The sequence below is a fragment of the Mucilaginibacter sp. P2_A5 genome, assembly GCF_056404995.1.
Window position 1 is genome coordinate 135957 of sequence record NZ_JBFUCY010000006.1, and the last position, 18397, is coordinate 154353.

Sequence of the window (18397 nt, forward strand, 5' to 3'; positions counted from 1 at the left end):
GTTATTTTACTTTATACCCCTGAACAACCTGTTCCACCTTATTTTATGTACAAACGATGCCGTACTATCAATACTCATCCAGGTAAACAAGGCTTTGCCAACCACGTGATCTTCGGGCAAAAAGCCCCAATAGCGCGAATCGGTGGAGTTATGGCGGTTATCGCCCATCATCCAGTAGTAGTTCATTTTAAAGGTGTAAGTATCGGCTTTTTTTCCGTTTATAAAAATATCCTTTCCGTTAACTTTAACGGCATTATGCTCATAAACAGCAATGGCGCGGCCATATATCGGGAAGCTGAGGCTATCCAGCTTAACCGTCCAGCCTTTTTTAGGGATGATAACCGGGCCAAAGTTGTCTACATTCCAACCGTAGCGCGGCATGGAGCCTATTTTATAGTCGGGGTGCGATAAAGGGTAAACCGGGTTAAAATCATCAACCAGGTCTTTAATAGCGATATTTGGGGTTACCGATTTTACATTGGAATAGGTTTTTAACTGCTTGATTGATTCAATAGTAGCATTAGCTGTAAAAGTGATGTTGTCAACAGCACCAAAATTTTCTAATTGCAGTTCGTTAACCAAATCAGGATTTATCCCGCTACCATCCGTTTTTATGATATAAGCCATTTTACCGGCTTCAACCGCCGGCCTGGGTTTGCCATTAACATATACCAGTGCATTAACCAAACTCAATGTATCGCCCGGGGTACCCTGGCATCGTTTGATGATATTTTCACGGCGGTCTACCGGCCGGTATAACGGCGAATCTGCTTCCGTGGGCAGGTTAAACACTACAATATCGCCCTTTTTTATATCGCTTAAACCCGGCAGGCGATAATAAGGCAATTGCACATCCAGGTACGATTTGGTTTCGGTAAACGGTATGGTATGGGCTGTAAATGGCACAGCCAATGGCGTTATGGGCATACGTGCGCCATAGTTAACCTTACTTACAAACAGGTAATCGCCAATAAGCAATGAGCCCTCCATCGATCCGCTGGGAATCACGTACGCTTCAATAAAAAGCGTACGAATCAGGGTAGCTGCTATAACTGCAAACAAAATAGCATCGGCCCATTCGCGGACGGCCCCTTTTTTCTTTTTTGGCGTGGTTTTATCTTTTTTCCAGAATTTCCAGTTCATTTTTGATCAGATGTGCAAATTTCAAATTCAGATGTGCAGATGATTAAGGTTAATGCGCACTCTTACTTCACAAATTTGTTTATTTTTTGATGAATATCTTATTAATTATTTCCCTATGACTATCATGTAAGCAATATGTTACCCGCTTGGCGGTGCAAATATGCAATTTCAAAAAGGCAATATGAAGATTAAGTCCGAAAGTCTTTTGTCGGGAAGTCGGAAAGTCGAAAAAAAAATTCAATCGTTTCAAAATCCGGCACTTGGCAGTACTACTCAGGCGAATAGACCCGCACTAAGTCAAGCCGACATGTGGGATACTGAAACAACCATGACATATTTAATAAGCTACGCCTTTTTCATGATTCATTCTGAGTCCCTCCTCCCCTTTGTAACAAAACTTTAACCTATTTTAACTATTATAAGTTTGGTGGTTTGCGTTTGCTTTCTTTATTTTATGAAATTAATGCTGACATTGTTATATCCATCCAAAACCGGTAAGCTATTGCTGCTTACATGCTTTTTAGTTTTCGTGTTTCCCGCGGTTGTTTGCGCGCAAAATCTTTTTTTACAAAAGATTGAGCTATGCAGCGCCGAAAATTACTGTATCGACTGCGGCAGCCCCAAAGCTACCTGCAGTCAGTTTACACTCGACCAGCTGTGCGACCGTATCAACCGTAAATATTCGTTTAAAGATGCCAACGGCTCTCTCACTTTCCAGGTACTGGTTGAGCCTTCGGGTTTTAGCTGTGTGCTAAGCCATACCGACGTTACCAACAGCCCCCTTACGGCCGATATCATTCGCCTGCTGAACGGCAGCCTGTGGAAGGCGGCTGTTGACCATGGCAAACGTGTGGCATCATCGGTAAATGTGCAGTTTAAAATAGCTTTTGGCCGTATTTCGGCCCAGATGCTGCGGATAGACCTGGAGCAGATGAAACCGGCCGGTCCGCCAACAATTTATAATACCAGTACCAAATATACCAACCCATCGCTCAACAGCTATGAGTTTACCAAGTGGACCAAATATGATTCGCCGCTGCCCGATAACGTAAGCCAATCGTGCACTATTGACAACACCGATGTGTTATGGTACGCTACCGCGCACGGGCTCACCCGCTTTGATGGCACCACCTTTAACCCGGTTAATGAGTACAACTCTCCTTTTACATCCGAAACGGCTGTCCAGGAAATTACTGTCGACAAAGAGAACGCCAAATGGGCCTACATTGATAATGGCATTTACAAGTGTACGGATGCAGGCTGGCAGGTGTACGATTTTAAAAAGTTTATAAAAAGCCCGGTTACCCATGTTTTAAAAAGCCGCAACGGCGAATTGCTTTTTACCACCAAAGATGGCATGGTAGTGGTTCGTAAAGACAAAGTGGTGGTGCTCAACAAAAAAACCATCCCGCTGCTGCCCTCAAGCAACGTAACCTATGCTTATGTAGATAGCCGCAAACGTCTGTGGATTGGCACCTCAAAGGGCACCATCCTCATCGAGAAAGACCTGCTGCCAACCACCTTTACCACAGCCGATTCGCCATTGAAAAACGCCAGCATATCAGGCGCTGCCGAAGATGAGCAGGGCAACATCTATTTTTCATTGGTAAGCACCGCCAAAGCCGCTACCGACGATGATAACGAGGGCATTGCAGTACTACGCCCCGACGGCAGCTGGCTGCATTTAACCGACAAAAACTCGGGCATGCCATCAAACCATGTAACCAGCATCATGTACGATAAGTTTGAACGCGTACTATGGCTCGGCACCGATCAATCGGGCCTGGTGCGGTACGATTTAAAAAACAGTTGGGAAAACTACAACAATGCCAACTCGCCCGCCCCCGGCTATAAAATTTACCAGGTGGTGCAGGATTCCAAAGGGGTTATTTATGTTACAACAGCTAACGGTTTGCTAAGGATCAGGAAAAGAGGAACGTTTTGAGGTTCGGGTTGCGAGTCGTTACGGGGAGGCAAAACGGCCGGGCAGCGTATTAAAAGAATAGGGTAATAGGAACGTGAGTGTCAAATACTTGCCCCCCGAACCTCGCAACCCGAACCTCGAACCTCGCAACCCGAACCCTACCCCCGCAGCCTCACCTCATCCGCCACAATCCGCTCAATCATTACACTGCGTGTGCCGGTGGTATTTTCGTCAAAAGCATTTACATCTATAGCGCCGTAATTGTTAAGTGCGTCAACAGCTTCCTGGGCCAGCCGGGCCGAAGGGGCGTGTACAGTTACAATTGTGCCATTACGGCCGGCGGTGGCATGGGCTTCGGCGTCGTGCCTGTTATCAAAAAGGTGGTTAAAAAACGTGGCAATACGGTCAATGGCGCCGGGCTCGTGCGCATCGTGGCCGGGTAGCGATTTGTGGGTGTGCTGGTCTAAACTATCGGCGTCAAACTCGTTGCCCAGCAGGTACTCGCACACATCGTCGGCAAGGTTAATATCTTCAAAAATGCCTATTACTGTAATCATAGGTTAGTAATATGTGGCGGGGCTAAATTGTTTGCGGGGTGAAGTCGGAAAGTCCGGAAGTCGGGAAAGTCCGGAAGTTTGGGATCGAGGTCCGGGGAGCGGGGTTCGGGAGCCGGAAAGTCAGAAAAAGGTTTTTGTCTATGACCGTGTTGGCCCCTATGCAGGCAATTCAAAAGTCTCAAATCTCATATCTAACATCTAACATCTAAAACAGGGCGTTTCCCGCTGGTAGAAGCGGGCCGGGCTTTCCCCTCATACGTGCACATGGCCTTAGCCACGGCCTACCCTTGTGCCTCCCGCTCGGCCGGTATCCGGTACAATCCCTAACGCTGAGGTTGGGGTGGGCGTAAGCTTTATGCTTTATAAATACCTCGTTGGCGCAGTCTTGTGTATTGGGGCTGGTAGTAACCTAACTGCCATGACTTTTTTAAATTGAAAATCACAAGTCATCTATCTACATTTCCGGCCCATATGGCCCGCCTAAGTGCAACTTTACTTCTACCCTTTGAATTTCCATTATTTTTCCGTATATTATAATAAAAGAAGCCGGATGGACCGGTTTCTCAAAACAAATAAAATGAAATAATAAATTATGGAAACAACAAATGAAATTATTATCGTCGACCTCGAGGCCACGTGCTGGGAGGTGGACGGGGATTATCAAAAACAGCAAAGCGAGATCATTGAAATTGGCATTTGTAAATTGAATACAGAAACCGGCAAAATATCCGCGAACGAGGGTATCCTGGTAAAGCCCGTTAAATCCACGATCAGTGAATTTTGTACAAGGCTTACTTCCATTACTCCGCAGATGGTTGAAGAAAGTGGGGTATCATTGAGAGAAGCCTGCAATGCTTTGGAAAAACGATTCAATTCGAAACAGCTTACCTGGGCCAGCTATGGCGCTTATGACAGAAGCATGCTTAAAGAACAATGCGCGAAATTTGGAATAAGTTATCCTATGTCGGGGCAACACATCAATGTGAAGGTACTTTTTTCTGAAGTACATGGACTAACTAAGGGCATAGGCATGGCGCGTGCTTTACGTATGTTAAAGCTGCCTTTAGAAGGAACACACCATCGTGGCGTCGACGATGCCAAAAATATCGCAAAAATCCTCCACAGCCTCGTAGCGGCTTAAACACTCCACTTATACCGCAACACATCTGTTTGCAGGCATTTCCTCATTAATGTATTGATCTTGTATTACTATTAACAGTTCCTAACCTATAGGAATGGTTAATCTTCTTACTTTGTTAAAAAGGCCTTCTAACAGATTTTCTCTAACTCCCCAAATCAAGCACGTACCAAATATGGCGTCATCTTTTGTGGATTCTTTATAGAATTATATTATCGCCTTTAAATAATTGAATTATATTCGGTGTATGCCAAGAACATTTGTTGTAGGAGATATACATGGTTGTTATGACGAACTTATCGGTCTTATCAAAAAGATAGGTTTGGACGCTGAAGACACCCTTGTTTCGGTTGGAGATATAGTTGATCGGGGTAATAAATCGAAGGACGTATATGAATACTTTATTAACCGGCCAAATTCCAAAGTAATAATCGGCAATCACGAGAGAAAACATATAAATGGTGTATTAAGCTATGCCCAGGAAATTGTTAAAGTGCAATTCGGCCAGGATTATCAATCATTTTTAAACTGGCTAAATACGCTTAGTTATTATTATGAAACAGAAGAAGCAATTATTGTTCATGCTGCTTTTGAACATGACAAATCATTGAGGGATCAAAAGGATGAGGTACTTAGCGGATCAACCTCCGGGGAACGCTATTTAGAGAAAAAATACGGAACGGAAACATATTGGAGTGATTATTATAATGGAGAGAAGCCTATTATCTTTGGTCATCATGTAGTGGGCGAATTTCCAATAATAAAAAACAACACTTACGGAATAGACACAGGATCGTGTCACGGCGGTTTTTTAACGGCCATTGAATTGCCCGGCTTTATAATTCACCAGGTAAAATCTAATGGCGATTACTGGAAAAATGAGCAAAAACTTTGGCAAACTACTGTTTTAAAGTCAAAGGATTGGCACAACATGGAATTTACAACAATTAGAAAACAGTTGGAAAAGCTTTCCTTTGTAGAAGATACAGATGCAAGAACCTTTTTAAACAAACTCGAAAATTGGATCACAGAGCTCGAAAATTTACTTACATCGGTAAAAGATAAATTAGATTTATTTACAATAGATTTAATAAGCAGGCATCGGGAAGGATTTAGTATAGCGGCAAGTAAGTACGATTTTAAAACATTTATTTTTAAGAGTAAAGCAGATAATTTAAAATTTGAAGATCTCAAAAAAAGTCTGAATACCCCTCAAAAAATCATCGAAATTGCTAAACAGCTAAATTTAGATCATACAGCTGCGCTATAAAAAAACATTTATAGCCGGTTTGTTGAACATCTTAAATTCTATTATGATTCATTAAAGATATCTTTTATTATATAGAAGCTTAAAGCCAACACATTGATTTTCTATTTGATAAAAGGAATATGTGTAAATCAATTTATAGATTCTATATAAATCAAAAACCCCACTAAGGTGTTCTAATCGGCTCCCGTTCACCCCACCAACATCCTCAAAATAAAAAAGCCCGCAAACAATAATTTACAGGCTTTCTTATTCTCCTTAAATTCTATCGAGCTACCCGTTGTAGGCCTGTTGCAAAGCTGCAACATCAACTTTTTTCATTGTCATAAAAGTTTGCGTAACGCGGGCAACCTGTTCTGGGCTGCCATGCTTAAGCGCCTCAAACATTACGGTTGAGGTAACCTGCCAGGATACACCGTATTTATCCTTCAGCCAGCCGCATTGCCCCGGCTGGCCGTCGGCCGTAAGGGCACTCCAGTAGTAATCAATCTCTTCCTGTGTTTCGCAGGCGATCAGTAATGATACCGCGTCGTTAAAAGCGAACCCGTGCGGATGCGCGCTATCCATAGCCGCCAGCCAGGTATGGTTTACGTAAAAATCAGCAAACATCAGCGTACCTGCCTTGTCGGGTCCCATGTCTTCAGGGCGCGGGGCTGTGATGCCACGTTTGCCATCCTTAAATACCGAGCAATAAAAGTCGATTGCCTCATTGGCTTTACCGGCTACACCGCCCGTATACAACAGCGATGGAACGATCACGGGCCTTTCGTCGCCATCTGGGTTGGTCAGGATCAACTGCCACGATACGCCGTATTTATCGCTTATCCAGCCGTAGCGTTCGCTAAAGGGATAGCGGTCAAGCGGCATCATCACCTTTCCGTTTGGTAACAGCTTGTTCCAAACCTCGTCTATATGTTTGGCAGCATCCGGGTCGCGCGAGGGATCAAAATTGATCATAAAAGATATGGCAGGGCTGATATTTAAGCCAGGCCCTGCACTGATGCCCAGGAAGGGCTGTCCGGCTACAGTAAATTCAACTGTTTCGCATTCGCCGCCGCCGGGCATAGCAAAATGATTGACATAATTTAAGGCCGAACCGGGCAATAATGATGCGTAGAATTCGGCAGCTTCTCTGGCTTTATCCTGGTCGAACCAGATGTGTGGTTTAATGGGGAACATAGGTAAATGGTTTTAGTGTAAATACTAGTCAAAAATAACGCCAAAACGCGGGGAGGCGCAAGGCATACTCCGGACATTTTAGGGGCGTAATTGCGACAAATAACTATTGTTAAGTTTATAGTACTAAAAACCTCATAAATTTGATTTAGATGTTTATGTATCATATAAAAATCATTGCCGTTGACTTTAGTCAACGGAATAATGACTAAAAGCCGGCAATGATGCTTTCTTTTACCGTTGACTAAAGTTAACGGCAATGAATAAATCTCATATTTAGACGGTCTCTGAGAGGCTGTTTAAATTTTGTTTATTAATGTTTTATACTTCTAATGAAGCACATATCCACACGTAATTGATTGTAAGTGATAAAATTCACGAAACTCAGACATTCAAACAGCGGAGGGATGTAGAAATATACCCTGGCCGGCCAACGTTCGAATTACCTGATCCCCCGCTACAACTTACCGCTTCAGCCTGATCACGCGGCACACTTCGACAGGCGAGCGTGGTCGACTTATAAGTTTATCCTAATTCACCCTGATAAACGTTGTGGTGTCAACGAACGTTGAATAGTTAGCTGTTACTTTAGTGGTGTAAGAGCTGTCTGTCGTTTTAATGATCTCGGATGTCAGCACAGCGTACTTGGGGATGTGCGGAGCCTTCTTAAGGGTTTCTTCGGTCGGCGCAAGCGTATAGGTACAGTCGCTAATCCATTTCACATGCAACGTCGAATTCCTGGAATCAGTGGCGCCCAATACCCATTCGCGCTGCAAATCCCCATTACGCTCTATAAAGTAGGGCGCTCCTTTAATTGTTGCTTTAAATTTGCCGTTTCTGAAACGGCTGCAGTCGTTAGGCTGTAGTATACAAAAAAGTAGCGGCCATGCAAGTAAAATCAGTTGTTTCATCGTTTGAGTTTGAAAAACCTAATCTAAAAAAAATTTATGGCCTTAAGCTCTAAGTCAAAAAAAACTAAAAACTTAGTACGCTTAACGCCACTATAAAATGTCATGTGATTCCCGCAGATAAAGAAACAATTGAGGCCGCAGGTCATCCAGCAAGGCAATACGGATGTAGTTTTCAAACTTATTGCCCGAAGCCACACTTTTGAGCACCGGTTTTTCAGGATGGGGAGCTTTCGAGTAAAACTTAATATCCAATTCCTTTTTCATCGGCCGGATTACCAGGAAGGTCAGTCGCCGTGTAAAAACGATACAGTTCGGGGTAGTACCAACCAGCACATCCTCCCAACCGGCTACCTCGGCCAGTATTTTATCAAACACCAGCACAAGTTCAGGCGGGCGGCCATGAAACAAACTGTCGAGGCTAACCCGGGCGCAATAATGCCCCTGTTCAGGTTTCGGCAGTTCGCGTTCACATTTGGGGCAGGTCCAGCTCATTATTCATTTTTTGCCTAAATTTACCAAAATGCGCCCCACATCATGAAAAAAACTGTGCCTTTTGATTTCCTGTTGGGTTACCTTCCGGCCAGTACCATTGTAAAGCCGGCGGTTGGCATGTTCTACATTTATTTTGATCGGAAGATAGTGCTGATCTTCCGGAAAACCGGCAAAAATGCACAGCACAACGGCATTTGGGTTTGTACCAGGCGGGAACATCACGCCGGTTTAAAAGCAGAGATCCCCGCAATTGCCAATTTTCAGTTTGATGAAAACGAGGTATTTGATACCGCCTGGTTGCTGCTGAGCGATAGCCAGGATGATTTTGAAAGCGCTGCGATACAGCTGTGTGAACTGATATCAAACAAAGATGAAAGGATTGGCAAGGTAACACCTAAAAGCGTAGCCTTATTTACCGGCCTTTAAAACAAACCCTTCCGGCGATTTCCCTCTCCGGCAGCGCGTTTTTTTCAGGCGATGTGACTACCAGGCCGGGCTCAGCTAACTAAGCCCGTTTTGCGACGCTGCTGCATTTATTTTAGAAAATCTTACCCTCACGTTGGTACATAATATTATATTTGCGCCCTCAAATAGCTAATGTAGCAATACGGAGAGGTGTCAGAGTGATCGAATGTGCCTGATTCGAAATCAGGTGTACTGTTACAGGTACCGGGGGTTTGAATCCCTCCCTCTCCGCTAAGAAAATGCTGCCCGGCAATTACCGGACGGCATTTTTTATTTTCTACATAAATTAACTCCAACAATCAAAATGGCTATGGCGAATTTACCGCGCCTCCCGGTTTCAGGGATTAAACAGATTCCAGTGTCCCTCGCTAATAACCTCAATGCTGTCGTCAGTTACTTTTATGGCTGTCTGATCGTCAATCGCGTATGAAGGCACTGCTATCGTAGCGGCCAGTTTTTGAATATTTCCCATGGAATTGTCCGGGAACCATTCATGATCTAAATGGGGGTGTAGCGCAAAATCGACCAGGTTCAGCGACTTATCGCTTCCGGCCGGCAAATTATGGTTCCCGTAGGTGGTCCCGAAGCGGGTCATGATCATGCTCCCGGCGCTTAAGCCCACATAAACTATCTTTTGCAACAACGAGGGCAAAAGTTTTGCCAGGCCCGATTGCTGCATCCAGTAACACAAATACTGACAATCGCCCCCTCCAACCAGCAAGGCGTCAGTTTCCTGCAACATGGGCAACCAAAGTTCTTGTTTGATGCTTGGCAGTGCAGTAAGTTCCAGTATTCCTAAGGATTTCCAACCCAGGTCACAGAAAGGGTCGCCTAACTGTCCGCAAATTACTCTGCGTGATATATCGGCACCGCCGGCTATGGCGTATATGGCGGTGGGGATAAAAATGGCACGGGCTTCGGCAACAGGTTTCCCCAGTAATTCAATAAGCGCGTTATGGATACTCGTATTGCTTATACCGGCCGAAGTGAGAAGCAGCTTCATGATGTTTCAAATTAATGGGTTAAAATAATTATATAAAATTAAAATGAAGGAAGTAAACACATGTGGGGCAATCGCGCCAATATAGAGGTGTTTTGCGGCGATGTGCGGTGATTTAGAGCTATTTAATGTACTTTAAAGAATGGCCGGTAATACCTGGCTTAAACCCCGTAGGTTAAATGAGAGAAAATGATTTCGCAGTACTTGTCCAATTCCAAAAACCTCAATTGTTATCGGGTTATAATTCATAAATTCAGTAACAATTAAAGCTTAAGAAAATGAACGAGTACGCATTAATTATGAGACACGAGGATGGCACAAAGATAGCCTCGCCGGAGCAAATGCAAATATGGATGAAACAAACCATGGACTGGATTGGTAGTATTGCCGCCCAAAACAAATTTGTGAGCGGCACGGGCCTGCCTTTTGATGATGCCCGTGTGGTACATTCCAACAAAATGGTTACCAACGGCCCTTTTGGCGAGATCAAAGAAACTATAGGCGGTTTTATTGTGGTGAGGGCCGAATCTGCAGACGAGGCTGCTGAATTTGCTAAAGGCTGCCCGGTTCTGCAAGGCGAAGGCAATACGATGGAAGTGCGCCGCATTGCCAAAAATGATGGAACACACTAAAAGCTAAAAAAGCCTCTGTACATTTACAGGGGCTTTTCAACTTGTATGGAACAACAAGAGTTAATACCACATTTATTCAGGTCGGAATACCGGAAGATCGTCTCGGTATTGTGCAGGCGCTTTGGGTTCGATCGAATGGAGATAGCCGAGGATATTGCCAGCGAAACCTTCCTCACCGCTGCGCAAACCTGGGGGTTTAACGGCCTGCCTCAAAACCCCGTCGCCTGGTTGTATCGCGTTGCCAAAAACAAAGCAAAAAATTACCTGCAGCGCGATTTAACCTTCGAAACTAAGGTTGCGCCGCAAGTCAAAAGCAATTTTTCAGAATGCTACGAAACTGAGATAGATTTATCGCCGCAAAACATCAGCGATAGTCAGTTACAAATGATGTTCGCCATTTGCCACCCGTCCATCCCTCCCGAGGCGCAGGTAGGCCTATCGCTCCGCATCCTTTGCGGGTTTGGTATTGACGAGATATCCGAGGCTTTTTTGAGTAATAAGGAAACTATAAACAAGCGTTTATACCGGGCCCGGGAAAAGTTACGGGAGGAACAAATCAAAATAGAACTTCCTGGCCCGGCGGAGATAAATAAGCGGCTGGACGCTGTACTTACAACCATTTACCTGCTTTTTAACGAGGGGTACTATTCAATCAGCCAAAACCAGGTGCTTCGGCAAGACTTATGTTTTGAGGCCATCAGGCTTTGCCAAATGCTTGCCGACAACGAGCATACCCATAAGCCCCCGGTTGATGCCTTGCTTGCGCTGATGTATTTTCATGCCTCGCGGTTTGATGCGCGGGTAAATAAAACCGGCGAAATTATTTTATATGACGACCAGGACACAATCCTCTGGAACGCGGATATGATCCTCAAAGGCGGATATTATTTAAACAGGTCGGCCGTTGGCAGCACACTTTCAAGATATCACCTGGAGGCCTCCATAGCCTATTGGAGTACGCAGAGTGCGGATACCAAGGAGAAATGGGAAAACATATTACAGCTTTACAACCGGTATTTGCAGGTTGCTTACTCGCCTGTGGCGGCGCTTAACCGTACCTATGCCTTGGCCAAAGCCAACGGTAAAGAGGAAGCCATTGTTGAAGCCGAAAAATTGAACCTGACCGGCAATCAATTTTATTTTGCGCTACTGGGCCAGCTTTATACCGGCATTGATGACCAGAAAGCAAAAACAAATTTTCAAAACGCCCTTGCTATTGCCAGGACCCCGGCAGATAAAAAAATCATTCAGAAAAAAATAGATGAACTTAAGGAGTGACGGGCATACTGCTCCGCTGTCCGAAGTAATTATGTAATAAAGCATAGCGCAGTATGAGCGGTCATTCGCCAAAGGCGAAGCCGCAATTAATTAATTTAGTGGCGATAACTGAAGGTTTCGCAATTATTAACAATTAAAAACTGCACTATGCTTTATTACATAATTACTTCGTACAGCGGAGGTAAAGCAGGGTAATCGCAAAATACCTGCTTAATCCGGCGCATTATTTATGCTATCCGGGCTTTCCAGCTTATGGATTAAATTTCCAGAAATCGCTGAAGTACGCCGGATACGTGGCTCCGCCCGCTATTTTACTACCTGCTCCAAGGCCGAAATATGCGGTGTCGCCAATTACGAATCCAACAGCTGCCGACCTTTCCTGCCCTTTAAAATCTTCGGCTTTAGTCCATTGATCCGTCGCCGTATCATATATCAGTACAGCTTTACGGAATTTCAGATTTTGGCCAATTCCGCCAATAACATAAATTTTGGTACCCTTGGCAAAGGTAACCGGGTTATAAAGCGGCTCAATAACATCGGCCTTTTTTGTCCATTTATCTAAAGCTGGGTCGTATTCCCAAAAATCACCCACAACCTGGTCCATGCTGGTACCAGCCCCCACATAAGCCTTGCCATTAACAGAAGCACTGATCATTTCGGCAATGCCCGTTCCGGGATAATCTGCCATCTGGAGCCATTGATCGGTAGCGGGCGTATATTTCCACAGATCCTGTTTTGTTCGCAAAAGGCTGCCAAGTAAGTATCCATAACCACCTATTGAAAAGGAAATCGAGCCTTGTCTTTTGCCGCCGGGAAAATCTGCTTTTTGTATCCATGTATCGTTGGAAGGATTGTATTCCCAAAAATCGCTGTATAAAAGATTTGTACCATAGTTAAACCCGGTACCCATATACGTTTTGTTGTTTATCGAGAATCCGGCCATCAGCCCCATTCCTTTCCCGGGATAGTCATTTAGCTGATGCCATGTATCAGTCGAAGGATTGTACTGAAATACATTGGCGGTGTTATGGCCAGAAGATTCCTCATATTGCCCACCAACAACATATCCTTTATTAGCGCCGGAAAATCCAAACGTCCAGCGAAGTGCGGTACCCGGATAATCCTTTAACTGAACCCAGCCCTTCGACTCTATTTTTGTTGTATCAACTTGCGTTGTATCCACTTTTGTTGTATCGGAATTATTACCCTTATCCGGCTTAACACTAAGTTTTTTACATGAGGTGATAACGAAAAGCAATGAGATTGCAATTATCGTCAAATTTAATTTCGGCATGGCAATTCAAATAGGTTTACTATATAAAGTTATAAAAAAAAATCATAAAACCAAACGAAAAATTCCCCGCTGTCTGAAGGATCCAACGGACGATTATATCTGTAGTCTGCAACTACTGTAACCACTTCATATCCTTATGTTAAAAGATACGATATCCCCCCTCTATGAGCCTCATATCAAAGCGACATGGCATAGTGTTTACGAGACCTGCTACCGGTTTAATTTGGCAAAACATCCATTTAATCCGGTGCATTATTTATGTTATCTTTAATGATAATATTATTGCTGATGAAAAAAATCACACTCGTCGCTTTATTGTCGGTTGCCTTTTTGCTGGGTTATGGTTTCAATCAATTAACCCGCCCATCTATCACCGGCCCAAGGGTAACAGGGCTTGGCGGAATTTTTTTTAAAGCTAAAAACCCGGCAGCCCTAAAGGCGTGGTACGAAAAAAACCTGGGCATGCGTATGGTGGGCAGCGGCACCAACTTCGAATGGCACCAGGGGATGGACAGTACAAAAAAAGGCTTTACGTTATGGGCGCCATTTAAAGAGACTACCAAATATTTTCAGCCCTCAGAAAAGCAATTTATGATCAATTACCGGGTAGAACAGCTGGATGCGCTGCTTATCAAACTGAAAGCCTCCGGCATCTTACCTACAGATTCGGTGGAAAGAGTCAGTTATGGCAATTTTGTCCATCTAATGGATCCGGAAGGCAACAAGATTGAACTTTGGGAACCCAATGATGTGGAATATGCCAAAATGGGGACGATTACTACGAAATAGCGTTAATGGGTACCAAAATACTCCTAACTTTCTATTTTCCCGGTTTCAGCATGCGCATTCTATAGCAGTTTATGGCGGTTTCGCCCAATTGCGCTATTAGCTGGTAGTTGGCAATAGCGCCTACGGCAGCTCCAATTACGGGTATTAGCTGGGCCATTTTTGCAAGGTCAATATAGTCGCGGTATTCCTGCTGAAAGGTGCGCCAATCAAACTCATCAGCATTGGCAGGCAAAAGAATGCTATAGTCTTCCCAGTTTTGTAATAAATGGTAAATCTCATTTCGCCGTTGCTGACTGGAGTAGGTAAGCTGAAAAATGTAAAGTATGTATAGCCTTTCTTTATAATCCATTACATTAAAACCATACAAAGCCGCAATATTAAAAAGCAATTTCATTTTAATACCAATAAGGATAGGGAACTCGGCAAATCCCATTAGTATACCTCCTGCGCCTGTAACGGCCCCTTCTACCGTGGCCGTTTTCTGATAAAAGCTTATTTGCTGTTTTATATAACTTTCTCTTAATTGAAAAGAAGCATCGGTAGCAAGCTTCTGGGTGGTTGTGTATTTGGCGCCGAAAAGCACTGCCTTAACCATTTTTTCGATGGTTACTGTTATCACCTTGTGTACCTTCTCGGGTATAAAATTATTGACCCTGTTCTGGATACCCTTGGCTATCCGGTTAGTAAAAGATGGCTTCTTTTGCATCTTTTGCTGCCAGTTGTTCAATAGCAAATAAGCGTTTTCTTCGTAGGCGGTCATACAGTTAAAACTACTTTAAATGGTAGATGGTTATTTATAAAAGCTAAAAGCAGAATGCACAAGGCGAAAAGCTAATACTTTGATTATGTGAAGTTATTTAATAGACATCATATAAACGGTTATGTTACTATCAACAATAAAAAGCCGCGTTGTTAGATGAGCGGATTGAATATTATTTATTTAAAGCATTTTTTAATGCTGGTGAGTTGCATAACTTTTAAAAAAAATTACAGATCTGGTTTTGTTCCGTTAATTTTATCACTCCATATGAAAACAGCACAAAAACCAATTCATTCGGGATTTAATGCTAGCAGCACAGCGGCCGAAGTTGCCGCCGGCCACAATTTAACCGGGGAAATAGCTTTAGTAACCGGTGGAAATTCGGGAATAGGTTATGAAACCGTTAAAGCACTTGCCGGTACAGGAGCGCATGTTGTAGTGGGCGCCAGGGATGCGGGCAAGTCAGCAGAGCGGCTTGCCGGTTTTAAAAATGTATCCTTTATCCCTCTTGACCTGGCCGACCCCGCATCTGTGGATGCCTTTGCCAAACGCTTCCTGGCTGAATATAACAGCCTGCATTTACTCATTAACAACGCAGGGCTGTATCGTCCGCCACAATTCATGAAAGACAAGCGGGGCTATGAACTTCAGTTTGGTGTAAACTACCTGGGGCATTTTCAACTAACCGGACGGCTATGGTCAGCCTTGAAAAATGCCGACGGGGCGCGGGTAGTGGCGCTATCTTCCATAGGCCACCGGTATATGGGCCTGCAACTGGATGATCCAAACTTTGAAAAACATCCTTTTGATAAATCGAAAGCCTATGGGCAATCTAAAACCGCCACCTCACTTTTTGCCGTCGAGCTGGACAGGCTTGGGCAGGAACACAACATAAGGACATTTGCCGTACATCCCGGCGCCATACTTACCGATGCTTTCCGCTACATGACTGCAGAAGAAGTGCAGGCCTGGGCCCAACGGGTAAAAGGCATTAAAACCACGCAGCAGGGTGCAGCCACATCCATTTGGTGTGCCCTGAGCCATCAGCTTAACGACATGGGAGGCGTTTATTGCGAAGATTGCGATATCGCAGAACTGGTACCCGACGATTTACAGGCAGGCTACGGCGTACGTTCCTTCGCCATCGATCCGGACCAGGCGACCGCCTTATGGCAGTTTAGCGAAAAAGTTACGGGTGTTATTTATGGCTGAATATCCTCGTTATACCTGCCTGTGCCAATAATAGAGAAAAAGGTTGCCGATGCAAGTACAGGTATGTTGAATTATTATTATTTTTGATTTATGGAAACTTTAATTGTACATCCTAAAGATCAGAAGCAATTAATAGCGATTAAAGCATTTTTAAAGGCATTAGATGTTTCTTTCAAAAAAGAGCCTGCAAGCCCTTATAATCCTGATTTTGTCGCAAAAATTAAAAGAGGCGAGAAAGCGTCTAAAGCCGGCAAAGGAGTAAAGGTTGATGTTGATAATCTATGGAAATAGAACTTTACGGGGATGCCGTCAAGGATTTTACATTTTGGAAGAAGTCGGGAAATATAGCTGTACAGAAAAAAATACAGCAACTCTTTGCTGCAACAATTGCAAATCCATTTGAAGGAATTGGCAAACCAGAGGCCTTAAAATATGATCTTTCTGGAAAGTGGTCCAGGAGAATTAATGAAGAACATCGCATGATTTACGATGTTCAGGGCGAGGTAATCAAGGTTTATTCATTAAAAGGCCACTATTTATAACCCAAGGCCCAATTGGCACATTTTACCTATAACCTTATTAAATTTCCAATCCCAAACCTAAACCCCCACCGCCTTAAAAACATGTATTATCCCTGCCGGGTAGCCTGCAACGGTAAGCGCGTCCAGGTCGGGTTTTAAATTGGGCACCGTAACTTTAAGTGTTTTTTGTTGAAAATGGGTGGCTTTTAAAGAATTTTCCGCATCGCCTGTAAGTATTTTAAGCAGTTTGTTGGTTTCTGATAAGACTATAACAGATTGGCCGATAACAGACTTTTCGCCCAGGTTTAACATTCTTTTTGCCTCCTGGTTTACAAACAAAATCTCCTGGTTTTCGCTGATGCCGATTACTGCATCGGGCATCTCTTCTACCAATGTTTTTATCCGTAATTCGGCCGCTATGAGTTTGGTAAGGCCCGCATTTTCCTGTTCGGAAAGTTTGGTTGCCATGGTATTAAATGTTTCGGCCAGGCTGGCAAACTCGTCACTTGTTTTAAAATACAGCCGGGTATCATAATTTTTTACACTAACCTGCTGCAGGCCGTCGGCCAGTTCCTCCAATGGGTTGAGTATAAACCCCGGGAAGTTAACAATTAATACAAAAAGGATCAAAAAGGTGATAAATACCATACCGCCAAGGTACAGGGTAGATTTGTTGACGGTGTAATGGGTGTAATTATTTTTAAGCTCGATAGCATGCATGTTTAAGCCCTCGATATTTTTCAGTTGCAGGCGTGCATCCCGCTCGGCCAGTTGTTGCTGATTTAAGGATAGCGAAGGATTGCTTAACAAAACAAAGGCTTTGCGCAACTGGGCTGTCGCGGCGCTTTCGCCCGGTTCAGTTATGTTGTTTTCTTGTTTTTTTAGCGCCTGGTTAAATGCCTCGGCTACGGCCGACTTTAGCGGCAAGTCGTTTTCATCCAAAACAGCGCGCATTTGGCGGGTATAGGTTAACGTTGCGTAGTTGTTTTTTAAGGTAATACCGGAGGTTTCGGATATTACTTTAATGTAATATATAGAAACAATGCCAAAAACAACCACCACTATAAACAAAAGGCCAAAGCCCAACAACAGCTTTTTTTTGATTTTCATAGCTATACAATTAGTTAAAATGTAATAGTACCTTGAGCAGGAGATAGATTATAAGTAAAGTTAGTTAAAAATACATCGGGATTATAAGGTTTCGAAGCAAGAAATACTATTTGATTTTACTCGGCACTTCAGCCTGTAGAATGGAAAAATTGGGGCAAGACCAATTTTTTTCATGCTATATTACCTTTCTGTTAAATAATCCCCGGCGAGGTAAAATTCCCGTTTTAGTGGGTTAACTTTGCATCGGTTACCATGTGAAAAAGGTATACCGCTGCGTAGGGCGCCGGACGGCGGCATATGAGAGGTTCGAGCCCTTTCCCTACATCTACCTAAAGAATTGAATGCCGGAAATCAAGAGTTACTTTTGGGGAGCGGGTGTTTACAGCAGAGATTGATGAGATGAAAACCTGCCCGTTGGCTACATGTGCTTGTAAAACCTTGTTTATGAACAATATAAATTACCTTGAAGTAAGTTTAGCGGTGCTCATAGTGGCCGCGTTGGTGGTTTGGCTGGTGCGCCGCAACATAAAGGACGAGAAGAAATTTGAAAAGGACATGATCCAGTCGGAAATGAAGCCCGACACGGAGGAGCAGGACGAGCGGGGCGATCCGTTGGTTTAATATTAAGTTAAAAGTACAAAGTCTTAAGCTCTAAGTCGAATTTGCTTTTTTGACTTAGAACTTAAGACTAAAGACTAACAGTAGCATCAGATTAAATTTTACGTTTA

At 43.7% G+C, this 18397-nt stretch carries 20 protein-coding genes and 1 tRNA gene; 12 read left to right on the forward strand and 9 right to left on the reverse strand.

Going from position 1 to position 18397, the window contains the following annotated elements:
- Positions 1-6: 6 nt before the first annotated feature.
- The gene (gene lepB, locus AC1DXF_RS07170) at positions 7-1143 is read right to left on the reverse strand and encodes a signal peptidase I (protein WP_477447570.1); all 1137 of its coding nucleotides are present in this window, start codon (positions 1141-1143) and stop codon (positions 7-9) included.
- Between the two features lie 454 nt (positions 1144-1597).
- Here lepB and AC1DXF_RS07175 point away from each other — a divergent pair, with 454 nt between their 5' ends.
- The gene (locus AC1DXF_RS07175; RefSeq protein ID WP_477447572.1) at positions 1598-3088 is read left to right on the forward strand and encodes a ligand-binding sensor domain-containing protein; all 1491 of its coding nucleotides are present in this window, start codon (positions 1598-1600) and stop codon (positions 3086-3088) included.
- A 137-nt stretch (positions 3089-3225) separates the two neighbouring features.
- Here the strand turns inward: AC1DXF_RS07175 and AC1DXF_RS07180 are convergent, their stop codons facing one another.
- The gene (locus AC1DXF_RS07180; protein WP_477447574.1) at positions 3226-3624 is read right to left on the reverse strand and encodes a hypothetical protein; all 399 of its coding nucleotides are present in this window, start codon (positions 3622-3624) and stop codon (positions 3226-3228) included.
- Between the two features lie 592 nt (positions 3625-4216).
- On the opposite strand from AC1DXF_RS07180, the gene AC1DXF_RS07185 reads away from it, so the two are divergent.
- Positions 4217-4765 carry a 3'-5' exonuclease gene (locus AC1DXF_RS07185; RefSeq protein WP_477447576.1) on the forward strand — a complete coding sequence of 183 codons (549 nt, stop codon included), beginning with the start codon at positions 4217-4219 and terminating at the stop codon, positions 4763-4765.
- Between the two features lie 244 nt (positions 4766-5009).
- Complete coding sequence (locus AC1DXF_RS07190; protein ID WP_477447578.1) at positions 5010-6032, forward strand: metallophosphoesterase; 1023 nt, start codon at positions 5010-5012, stop codon at positions 6030-6032.
- Between the two features lie 270 nt (positions 6033-6302).
- Here the strand turns inward: AC1DXF_RS07190 and AC1DXF_RS07195 are convergent, their stop codons facing one another.
- From AC1DXF_RS07195 to AC1DXF_RS07205, 3 genes are all read right to left on the reverse strand, one after another.
- Positions 6303-7208, reverse strand: coding sequence for a VOC family protein (locus tag AC1DXF_RS07195; protein WP_477447580.1), 906 nt, complete (start codon positions 7206-7208; stop codon positions 6303-6305).
- 527 nt (positions 7209-7735) lie between these two features.
- Positions 7736-8116: a hypothetical protein gene (locus AC1DXF_RS07200; protein ID WP_477447582.1), complete on the reverse strand. Its 381-nt coding sequence runs from the start codon at positions 8114-8116 to the stop codon at positions 7736-7738.
- A 90-nt stretch (positions 8117-8206) separates the two neighbouring features.
- Positions 8207-8608: a DUF5655 domain-containing protein gene (locus AC1DXF_RS07205; protein ID WP_477447584.1), complete on the reverse strand. Its 402-nt coding sequence runs from the start codon at positions 8606-8608 to the stop codon at positions 8207-8209.
- A gap of 42 nt (positions 8609-8650) precedes the next feature.
- On the opposite strand from AC1DXF_RS07205, the gene AC1DXF_RS07210 reads away from it, so the two are divergent.
- Together AC1DXF_RS07210 and AC1DXF_RS07215 are read left to right on the forward strand one after the other, a co-directional pair.
- Entirely contained in the window at positions 8651-9034 is a 384-nt protein-coding gene (locus AC1DXF_RS07210) for a hypothetical protein (protein ID WP_477447586.1), read from the forward strand.
- Positions 9035-9217: 183 nt separating this feature from the next.
- Positions 9218-9304, forward strand: a tRNA-Ser gene (locus AC1DXF_RS07215).
- Positions 9305-9410: 106 nt separating this feature from the next.
- On the opposite strand, the gene AC1DXF_RS07220 is transcribed toward AC1DXF_RS07215, so the two are convergent.
- Complete coding sequence (locus AC1DXF_RS07220; protein WP_477447588.1) at positions 9411-10076, reverse strand: Type 1 glutamine amidotransferase-like domain-containing protein; 666 nt, start codon at positions 10074-10076, stop codon at positions 9411-9413.
- 275 nt (positions 10077-10351) lie between these two features.
- On the opposite strand from AC1DXF_RS07220, the gene AC1DXF_RS07225 reads away from it, so the two are divergent.
- Together AC1DXF_RS07225 and AC1DXF_RS07230 are read left to right on the forward strand one after the other, a co-directional pair.
- Positions 10352-10705: a YciI family protein gene (locus AC1DXF_RS07225; protein ID WP_090641868.1), complete on the forward strand. Its 354-nt coding sequence runs from the start codon at positions 10352-10354 to the stop codon at positions 10703-10705.
- 45 nt (positions 10706-10750) lie between these two features.
- Positions 10751-11983 (forward strand): RNA polymerase sigma factor, encoded by a 1233-nt coding sequence (locus tag AC1DXF_RS07230; protein WP_477447591.1) that lies wholly within the window; start codon positions 10751-10753, stop codon positions 11981-11983.
- Positions 11984-12233: 250 nt separating this feature from the next.
- On the opposite strand, the gene AC1DXF_RS07235 is transcribed toward AC1DXF_RS07230, so the two are convergent.
- A complete protein-coding gene (locus AC1DXF_RS07235) occupies positions 12234-13166 on the reverse strand; it encodes a Kelch repeat-containing protein (protein ID WP_477447593.1) in 933 nt (310 codons plus the stop codon).
- 399 nt (positions 13167-13565) lie between these two features.
- On the opposite strand from AC1DXF_RS07235, the gene AC1DXF_RS07240 reads away from it, so the two are divergent.
- Positions 13566-14066 carry a VOC family protein gene (locus AC1DXF_RS07240; RefSeq protein WP_477447595.1) on the forward strand — a complete coding sequence of 167 codons (501 nt, stop codon included), beginning with the start codon at positions 13566-13568 and terminating at the stop codon, positions 14064-14066.
- A gap of 31 nt (positions 14067-14097) precedes the next feature.
- Here the strand turns inward: AC1DXF_RS07240 and AC1DXF_RS07245 are convergent, their stop codons facing one another.
- Positions 14098-14826, reverse strand: coding sequence for an EcsC family protein (locus AC1DXF_RS07245; protein WP_477447597.1), 729 nt, complete (start codon positions 14824-14826; stop codon positions 14098-14100).
- Positions 14827-15093: 267 nt separating this feature from the next.
- Between AC1DXF_RS07245 and AC1DXF_RS07250 the strand changes: the two genes are divergently transcribed.
- From AC1DXF_RS07250 to AC1DXF_RS07260, 3 genes are all read left to right on the forward strand, one after another.
- Positions 15094-16038, forward strand: coding sequence for an SDR family NAD(P)-dependent oxidoreductase (locus AC1DXF_RS07250; RefSeq protein WP_477447599.1), 945 nt, complete (start codon positions 15094-15096; stop codon positions 16036-16038).
- A gap of 90 nt (positions 16039-16128) precedes the next feature.
- On the forward strand, positions 16129-16329 hold the full coding sequence (locus AC1DXF_RS07255) for a DUF2683 family protein (RefSeq protein ID WP_477447601.1): 201 nt from the start codon (positions 16129-16131) through the stop codon (positions 16327-16329).
- On the forward strand, positions 16320-16580 hold the full coding sequence (locus AC1DXF_RS07260) for a Txe/YoeB family addiction module toxin (protein ID WP_477447603.1): 261 nt from the start codon (positions 16320-16322) through the stop codon (positions 16578-16580). Before AC1DXF_RS07255 ends, AC1DXF_RS07260 begins: the two co-directional genes overlap by 10 nt.
- A gap of 57 nt (positions 16581-16637) precedes the next feature.
- Here the strand turns inward: AC1DXF_RS07260 and AC1DXF_RS07265 are convergent, their stop codons facing one another.
- A complete protein-coding gene (locus tag AC1DXF_RS07265; RefSeq protein WP_477447605.1) occupies positions 16638-17669 on the reverse strand; it encodes a HAMP domain-containing protein in 1032 nt (343 codons plus the stop codon).
- A gap of 444 nt (positions 17670-18113) precedes the next feature.
- On the opposite strand from AC1DXF_RS07265, the gene AC1DXF_RS07270 reads away from it, so the two are divergent.
- Entirely contained in the window at positions 18114-18290 is a 177-nt protein-coding gene (locus AC1DXF_RS07270; RefSeq protein WP_477447607.1) for a FeoB-associated Cys-rich membrane protein, read from the forward strand.
- Positions 18291-18397: the final 107 nt, after the last annotated feature.

Coding starts and splice junctions, on each gene's coding strand:
- lepB (WP_477447570.1), bottom strand. CDS start 1,143: ATGAACTGGAAATTCTGGAAAAAAGATAAAACCACGCCAAAAAAGAAA.
- AC1DXF_RS07175 (WP_477447572.1), top strand. CDS start 1,598: ATGAAATTAATGCTGACATTGTTATATCCATCCAAAACCGGTAAGCTA.
- AC1DXF_RS07180 (WP_477447574.1), bottom strand. CDS start 3,624: ATGATTACAGTAATAGGCATTTTTGAAGATATTAACCTTGCCGACGAT.
- AC1DXF_RS07185 (WP_477447576.1), top strand. CDS start 4,217: ATGGAAACAACAAATGAAATTATTATCGTCGACCTCGAGGCCACGTGC.
- AC1DXF_RS07190 (WP_477447578.1), top strand. CDS start 5,010: ATGCCAAGAACATTTGTTGTAGGAGATATACATGGTTGTTATGACGAA.
- AC1DXF_RS07195 (WP_477447580.1), bottom strand. CDS start 7,208: ATGTTCCCCATTAAACCACACATCTGGTTCGACCAGGATAAAGCCAGA.
- AC1DXF_RS07200 (WP_477447582.1), bottom strand. CDS start 8,116: ATGAAACAACTGATTTTACTTGCATGGCCGCTACTTTTTTGTATACTA.
- AC1DXF_RS07205 (WP_477447584.1), bottom strand. CDS start 8,608: ATGAGCTGGACCTGCCCCAAATGTGAACGCGAACTGCCGAAACCTGAA.
- AC1DXF_RS07210 (WP_477447586.1), top strand. CDS start 8,651: ATGAAAAAAACTGTGCCTTTTGATTTCCTGTTGGGTTACCTTCCGGCC.
- AC1DXF_RS07220 (WP_477447588.1), bottom strand. CDS start 10,076: ATGAAGCTGCTTCTCACTTCGGCCGGTATAAGCAATACGAGTATCCAT.
- AC1DXF_RS07225 (WP_090641868.1), top strand. CDS start 10,352: ATGAACGAGTACGCATTAATTATGAGACACGAGGATGGCACAAAGATA.
- AC1DXF_RS07230 (WP_477447591.1), top strand. CDS start 10,751: ATGGAACAACAAGAGTTAATACCACATTTATTCAGGTCGGAATACCGG.
- AC1DXF_RS07240 (WP_477447595.1), top strand. CDS start 13,566: ATGAAAAAAATCACACTCGTCGCTTTATTGTCGGTTGCCTTTTTGCTG.
- AC1DXF_RS07245 (WP_477447597.1), bottom strand. CDS start 14,826: ATGACCGCCTACGAAGAAAACGCTTATTTGCTATTGAACAACTGGCAG.
- AC1DXF_RS07250 (WP_477447599.1), top strand. CDS start 15,094: ATGAAAACAGCACAAAAACCAATTCATTCGGGATTTAATGCTAGCAGC.
- AC1DXF_RS07255 (WP_477447601.1), top strand. CDS start 16,129: ATGGAAACTTTAATTGTACATCCTAAAGATCAGAAGCAATTAATAGCG.
- AC1DXF_RS07260 (WP_477447603.1), top strand. CDS start 16,320: ATGGAAATAGAACTTTACGGGGATGCCGTCAAGGATTTTACATTTTGG.
- AC1DXF_RS07265 (WP_477447605.1), bottom strand. CDS start 17,669: ATGAAAATCAAAAAAAAGCTGTTGTTGGGCTTTGGCCTTTTGTTTATA.
- AC1DXF_RS07270 (WP_477447607.1), top strand. CDS start 18,114: ATGAACAATATAAATTACCTTGAAGTAAGTTTAGCGGTGCTCATAGTG.